Source organism: Candidatus Accumulibacter vicinus (assembly GCF_000584955.1).
Classification (GTDB): domain Bacteria; phylum Pseudomonadota; class Gammaproteobacteria; order Burkholderiales; family Rhodocyclaceae; genus Accumulibacter; species Accumulibacter vicinus.
This window is the reverse complement of the sequence record NZ_JDSS02000021.1, coordinates 94,398-100,667: the sequence shown is the minus strand read 5'-3', so window position 1 is coordinate 100,667 and position 6,270 is coordinate 94,398. Positions and strand designations below refer to the sequence as shown.

7 protein-coding genes and 4 pseudogenes are annotated in these 6,270 nt (G+C 66.4%); 10 read left to right on the top strand and 1 reads right to left on the bottom strand.

Annotation, left to right across the window (positions count from 1 at the left end):
* Nucleotides 1-759: pseudogene (locus CAPSK01_RS09285) on the bottom strand (CobD/CbiB family cobalamin biosynthesis protein); the annotation flags it as partial.
* A 106-nt stretch (nucleotides 760-865) separates the two neighbouring features.
* Here CAPSK01_RS09285 and CAPSK01_RS09280 point away from each other — a divergent pair.
* From CAPSK01_RS09280 to CAPSK01_RS09235, 10 genes and pseudogenes are all read left to right on the top strand, one after another.
* Nucleotides 866-1,363: pseudogene (locus CAPSK01_RS09280) on the top strand (hypothetical protein); the annotation flags it as partial.
* Between the two features lie 58 nt (nucleotides 1,364-1,421).
* Nucleotides 1,422-2,708 (top strand): RNA polymerase sigma factor, encoded by a 1,287-nt coding sequence (locus CAPSK01_RS09275; RefSeq protein WP_034925987.1) that lies wholly within the window; start codon nucleotides 1,422-1,424, stop codon nucleotides 2,706-2,708.
* A 219-nt stretch (nucleotides 2,709-2,927) separates the two neighbouring features.
* Nucleotides 2,928-3,281, top strand: coding sequence for a YciI family protein (locus tag CAPSK01_RS09270; RefSeq protein WP_034925649.1), 354 nt, complete (start codon nucleotides 2,928-2,930; stop codon nucleotides 3,279-3,281).
* Nucleotides 3,282-3,383: 102 nt separating this feature from the next.
* Nucleotides 3,384-3,830, top strand: coding sequence for an SRPBCC family protein (locus CAPSK01_RS09265; protein WP_034925646.1), 447 nt, complete (start codon nucleotides 3,384-3,386; stop codon nucleotides 3,828-3,830).
* A gap of 10 nt (nucleotides 3,831-3,840) precedes the next feature.
* On the top strand, nucleotides 3,841-4,236 hold the full coding sequence (locus CAPSK01_RS09260) for a VOC family protein (protein ID WP_034925644.1): 396 nt from the start codon (nucleotides 3,841-3,843) through the stop codon (nucleotides 4,234-4,236).
* A 25-nt stretch (nucleotides 4,237-4,261) separates the two neighbouring features.
* Nucleotides 4,262-4,687, top strand: a complete 426-nt coding sequence (locus tag CAPSK01_RS09255; protein WP_034925641.1) for a VOC family protein — start codon at nucleotides 4,262-4,264, stop codon at nucleotides 4,685-4,687.
* A 145-nt stretch (nucleotides 4,688-4,832) separates the two neighbouring features.
* Nucleotides 4,833-5,201: a YciI family protein gene (locus CAPSK01_RS09250; protein ID WP_034925638.1), complete on the top strand. Its 369-nt coding sequence runs from the start codon at nucleotides 4,833-4,835 to the stop codon at nucleotides 5,199-5,201.
* 59 nt (nucleotides 5,202-5,260) lie between these two features.
* The gene (locus CAPSK01_RS09245; protein WP_034925636.1) at nucleotides 5,261-5,752 is read left to right on the top strand and encodes a VOC family protein; all 492 of its coding nucleotides are present in this window, start codon (nucleotides 5,261-5,263) and stop codon (nucleotides 5,750-5,752) included.
* Nucleotides 5,753-5,786: 34 nt separating this feature from the next.
* A pseudogene (locus CAPSK01_RS09240) lies at nucleotides 5,787-5,969 on the top strand (glutathione S-transferase family protein); the annotation flags it as partial.
* Nucleotides 5,970-5,997: 28 nt separating this feature from the next.
* Nucleotides 5,998-6,183 (top strand): annotated as a pseudogene (locus tag CAPSK01_RS09235) (DUF1428 domain-containing protein); the annotation flags it as partial.
* Nucleotides 6,184-6,270: the final 87 nt, after the last annotated feature.

Below are 6,270 nucleotides of genomic sequence, written 5' to 3'. Positions count from 1 at the left end.
TGGCCGCCCCCCGCCAAGCCGCGGCCGCTCCTCGAGCCGACCGTGATAGACCGCCGGGCCACCGAGCGAGAGACCCAGGCTGCCGGCGCCGGCGGCCATCACCGGACCGGCATTCGGGCTTCCAGTGCGGCGCCTGGGCGCGCCAGCAACGCAGCGCGGCGCGCGTGCGGCCACACAGGGCGTAGGTCAGGGCGTTCAAACGGGCCGGCAGGTAGTTCAGGACATCGTCGGCCCGCGCCGCGGCCCAGCCGGACTCGGCGAAACGAGGGTTGCGGTAGCCCCACATCGCGTCCAGCGTGTTGGCTAGGCGAAAGAGGACGGCGCCCGGACCGCCGAGCAGCGCGAACCAGAAGAGTGCGCCGAAAACCGCGTCATTGCCGTTCTCGAGTGTCGACTCGATGCAGGCGCCGACCACTCCCGCAGCGTCGAGCTCTGCGGTCTGCCGCGAGACCATCCAGCCGACGTGCCGGCGCGCCGCCGTCAGGTCGTCGCTCGCCAGATCGGCGGCGACGCGGCGGGCGTGTTCGCCGAGGCTACGTCCGCCGAGTGCCAGGTAGAGCAGGCCGGCGTCGATCAGCCAGCCGGCCAGACCCGCCGGCACCACCCAGGCAACCACAGCCACCGGCGGCACGACAAGTAGCGACCAGGCCAGCAGGCCACGCAGGCGGCTTCGCAACGGCCGGCCAGGGCACCGGAACCGACCAGCGGATGCCAGCGCCGCGGCTCGCCCAGCAGCCAATCGAGTCCGGCGCCGGCCATCGCCGCCAGCGGCAACAACAGCGCCTCGGGCACGCCGGCGACGAGGAATTGTGAAACGGCAGGGGTGGGCATGCGAGAATCGGGGCGTCGAAACCCGGATTCTACGATGAACGAGCAGCGCACCCCCAGCCTGATGATTCAGGGCTGCACTTCCGACGCCGGTAAGAGCGTGCTGGTCACCGCGTTATGCCGCATCCTGCACCGCCGCAGCGTTCGCGTCGCACCCTTCAAACCGCAGAACATGGCGCTCAATTCGGCGGTCACCAGCGACGGCGGCGAGATCGGCCTGCTCGAAAGCGGCCTGCGCTGGCTCGAACAACGCACCGGCAAGCCCGTGTTGGGCGTCCTGCCGTACCTGCACGGTCTCTATCTCGACGCCGAGGATGCCGTGCCACGCACCGGAACGCGCAAGGACGGAGCGGCGTTGCGTGTCGCCGTCCCGACTTACCCACGCATCTCGAATCACAACGACCTCGACCCCTTGCGTTTCCATCCGGAAGTCGACTTCCGCTTCGTCGGCCCGAACGAGCCGCCACCGGCCTGCGATCTCATCGTCCTGCCGGGTTCGAAGGCCGTGCAGGCCGACCTCGCCTGGTTGCGCACCCTGAAGACAGCCGTGCCGCGGCACAGAAACGGCTGTCCAATCCAGTAATATGGAGCGCATGACGGTGGACGGCGAGGCGGCGAAGTTGTCGGACAGGGTAGAGGAGATCTACCGCCGTGAATCGCGGCGCGTGCTGGCGACGCTGATCCGCCTGCTGGGCGATTTCGACCTCGCCGAGGAAGCGCTGCACGAGGCTTTCCGCGCCGCCATCGAGCACTGGCCGGCGCAAGGCGTGCCAGACAATCCGTGCGCCTGGCTGGTGTCGGCGGGCCGCTTCAAAGCCATCGACGCGATCCGCCGCGATGCCCGCTTCACCACACTGGACGAGGAACTGGCAGCGGCGATTGCCGACCCGGCGCCGGCCTGGGACGAAAGCGAACCGATCGAGGACGACCGCCTGCGCCTCATCTTCACCTGCTGCCACCCCGCCTTGGCGCCCGACGCCCAGGTGGCGCTCACTCTGCGCGAAGTCTGCGGCCTGACCACGGAGGAAATCGCCAGTGCCTTCCTCGTTTCGCCAACGACGCTGGCGCAGCGCATCGTGCGCGCAAAGGCCAAGATCCGCGCGGCGCGCATCCCTTACCAGGTGCCGGAGCCGAACGAACTGCCGGCGCGGCTGGACAACGTGTTGCGCGTGGTCTATCTCGTCTTCAACGAAGGCTACAACGCCAGTGCCGGTAGCGCCCTCACGCGCCACGATCTCAGTAGCGAGGCCATCCGCCTCGGCCGCCTATTGCTAGCGCTGTTGCCGGCGCCCGAGGTGAAGGGCCTGCTCGCGCTCATGCTGCTGCACGAATCGCGCCGCGGCACGCGCGTCTCGGCGGAGGGCGCCCCGGTGCTGCTCGACGCGCAGGACCGGGGCCAGTGGGACAGGGCGTTGATCGGCGAAGGCAAGTCGCTCGTCGAGCAGGCGCTGCGCGAGCCCCACGCCGCCAACCCGCCCCGAGCCCTGAGTTCCTACACGTTGCAAGCCGCCATTTCCGCCGTGCATGCCGAGGCCGCGAGCGCCGCGGATACCGACTGGGAACAGATCGTCGGCCTCTACGATGTGCTGCTGCGCGTCGAGGCCTCGCCCGTCGCGGCGCTCAACCGTGCTGTCGCGATCGCCATGCGCGACGGCCCGGCCGCCGGGCTGGCGCTGATCGATGCGCTGCTCGATGAAGGCGAACTCGACGAATACCGTCTCGCCCACGCCGCCCGCGCCGAGCTCTGCCGCCGGCTGGGGCGGTTGGAGGAGTCAAGCGCGGCGTATCGGCGCGCGCTGGAGCTGACGCAATCGGAACCGGAGCGGCGGTTCATTGAGGGAAGGTTGGCGGAGTTGGATGTAAAGGGGGGTGCCGGTTGACATTGACAGGTACCGGCCGAAGCGACGGCAAACGACGAGCATAGGCAACGACATCAACTTGCCTGGCCGCACTCGCCATCGGCGCGGTGATGCTCGCCGACCCGCCAGAACTCGAGCGCGACCTTCAACGCCTGATCGACCAATTTTCGGCCCTGTCGATTTGGCAGTTTGTCGAACGACCAGGAATGAATCCACCAAACAGCACTCCAAGGAGAACCCATGAACTACCTGTGCCTGGTCTACGCCAATGAAAAGCGCCTCGAAGAGATCGATGACGGCGAATGCCTTGCCTGCGGCGACGCGATGCGCGCCAGCGGCCATTATCTTGGCGGTGCGCCACTGCACCCGGTGAGCACGGCGACCACCCTGCGCATGCGCGACGGCAAGGTCGCCATCACCGACGGTCCCTTCGCCGAGACCAAGGAGCAGCTCACCGGCTTCTACATTTTGCAGGCGGCCGATCTCGACGAGGCGCTGAAGCTGGCGGCGACCATCCCGCCCGCACGCGTCGGCAGCATCGAGGTGCGGCCGGTGCGTCAATTGGTGCCGGGCAAGCGCGGCGGCAAGCCGTAGCCACGGTAAAAAAAATTCGCCACGGTGGTCGAAAGCGGTGCGGGCGGTTCGACTAGAGGCAAAGACAAACAATACCTCAACCACCCTTTCAAGGAGACTTCCATGCCCACCGGAACCGTCAAGCTGCATCGCGTGATACGCGCGAAACCGGAGAAGGTGTTTCGCGCCTTCACCAACCCCGATGCCGTGGCGCGCTGGCTGCCGCCCAACGGCTTTACCTGCCAGGTGGACCACCTCGATGCCCGGGTTGGCGGCACGTTCCGCATGACCTTCACCAATTTCAGCACCGGCAACGGCAATGCCTTCGGCGGCACCTATCTGGAACTGGTACCCAACGAACGCCTCCGCTACTCGGACAAGTTCGACGCTCCCAACCTGCCGGGCGAGATGGTCACCACCGTCACCCTGCGCGCCGTGTCCTGTGGCACCGAGTTGGTCGCGGTGCAGGAGGGTATTCCTGAAGTGATCCCTACCGAGCTTTGCTACCTCGGCTGGCAGGAATCGCTCGAGGCGCTGGCGCGGCTGGTCGAGCCCGAAATTCCGGATTGAGGAGCCAGGGATGAGCGACGATTGCCCGAGGAACCCGGTCGGCTGGTTCGAAATCTACGTCGACGACATGCCGCGTGCCAAGGCGTTCCACCAGACGGTGTTCGGCACGCAGCTCACCCGGCTCGAAGGCCCCGGCCAGCCGCCGGGCATGGAGATGTGGGCCTTCCCCATGCTTCAGGACGCCATGGGCGCGACCGGTGCGCTGGTCAGGATGCCGGGCCTCGAAGCTGGCGGACACAACGTGATCATCTACTTCACAGGCGCCGATTGCGCCGTCCAGGCGGCGAAGGCGGAACAGGCCGGCGGCCGCATTCACCGGCAGAAGACATCCATCGGACAGTACGGCCACATCGCGCTCGTGGTCGATACCGAAGGCAACATGATCGGCCTGCATTCGATGTCGTAACACCACATTTCTCAAGGAGACCGTAATGCCAATCCAACCTTATCTGTTCTTCGACGGCCGCTGCGAAGAGGCCATCGGCTTTTACCGGCAGGCGCTCGGCGCCGAGCTCGAGATGCTGATGCACTACCGCGAGGCGCCGGAGAAATGCCCGGGCATGCTGGAGGGCTACGACGACAAGGTGATGCATTCCTGCCTGCGCGTCGGCGAGGCGACACTGATGATGGCCGACGACTGTATCGGCCATCCGAACTTCCAGGGCTTCTCGCTCTCGCTGCAGGCGGCGAATGAAGCCGAGGCGCGGCGGCGCTTCGATGCGCTGGTGGCGGGCGGCAAGGTTGTCATGCCGCTCGGCAAAACCTTCTTCTCCCCCTGCTTCGGCATGGTGGCGGACCGCTTCGGCGTGTCGTGGATGGTCATCGTGCCTGAGCCCGAGGCGAGCGCGACACGATGAAAGTCTGCGCACAGGGCCGACCAAGTGACGCTGTTGGCAGGTTTGCCGCCACCGCGCGGCCATCTCGAACCTGTTTACCTGCGATCGACGGCGCTGCCGCGCATTGCCGTGGCATTCGCCAGCCCGCAAGCGACGGGATGAGACGATGAAATACCTTTGCCTGGCCTACGAGGCGGAAGCCACTTTCACACGCATGCCGCGCGCGGAGTGGGACGCGGTGCGCGAGGAGACGCTGGCCTACGTTCAGGCGTTGCGTCAAAGCGGGCACCTGGTCGACGCGCGGGCGCTGCGCAGCGCGTCGTCGGCCGTGACCTTGAAAGTGCGCGACGGCCGCCTCTCGGTGACCGACGGGCCCTTCATCGAAACCAAGGAACAGCTCGGCGGCTTTTTCCTGATCGAGGCGCGCGACTTCGACGAGGCGATCCAGATCGCGGCGCAGTGGCCGGGTGCGCGCTATGGCGAAATCGAGGTGCGGCCGGTGGAAGAAGGACTGCCCGAAGACGCCAGGTACTGAACGGGGGACCATGTACGTGACCTGAGAATCAACGCGGTAACGGATAGAGGAAATTCACGATGAGCAAGAACACGATTTGCCTGTGGTACGACCACGATGCGGAAGAAGCCGCGCGCTTCTACGCCCGAACCTTCCCGGACAGCGCGGTCAGGGCGGTGCATCGTGCGCCGTCCGATTATCCCGGCGGCAAGGCGGGCGACGTGCTGACGGTCGAATTCACCGTCTGCGGCCTGCCCTGCCTCGGCCTCAACGGAGGCGACGTCTTCCGGCACAGCGAGGCGTTTTCGTTCCAGATCGCGACGGATGACCAGGCCGAGACCGACCGATATTGGCAGGCGATCATCGCCAACGGTGGCGTGGCAAGCGACTGCGGCTGGTGCAAGGACAGGTGGGGCCTGTCGTGGCAGATCACGCCGCGCGTGCTGACCCAGGCACTCGCCACCGGCGGCGACGTGGCGAAGCGCGCGTTCGAGGCCATGATGGCCATGCGGAAGATCGACATCGCCGCGATCGAGGCGGCGGTACGCGGGGGGGAGGCGGCATCGACATGAGCTTCGTCCGTTACGCCCATCCCTCGTATTGACGGCCGACTGCGCGGCGGCGCCGTCGCTGTTCTATGCCGACTGGACCTATCCGATCGCCGACGAATTCGCCGCGCTCAAGGCCTATCGCCAACGCCTGCTGGCGCGACCCTCGTTCGCGCGCGCGGTAGACGAGGGGCGGCCTTTCCGCCATTACTTTCCACTCGGCGCGCCCGCTCGGGATTGACCCCCAACCCAAGTCAAGGAGACTGGATATGACCTGTTACGTGGATGGTTTCGTCCTCGCCGTTCCGAAGCAGAAGCTCGCGGCCTATCGGCGCATCGCACGCCAGGCCGGCAAAGTATGGCGCGAGTACGGCGCGCTGGAGTACATCGAATGCGTTGCCGACGACGTCAAGCCGGGGAAATCGACTTCCTTCCCGCAGGCGGTGAAGCTAAGGTGATCTCCGCAAATCCTTATACCAAGCAAGCCGGTCGGATCAAGATGTCCCATTTGGGTAGAAGCGGGTTTCGTTCCAGTCTGGATT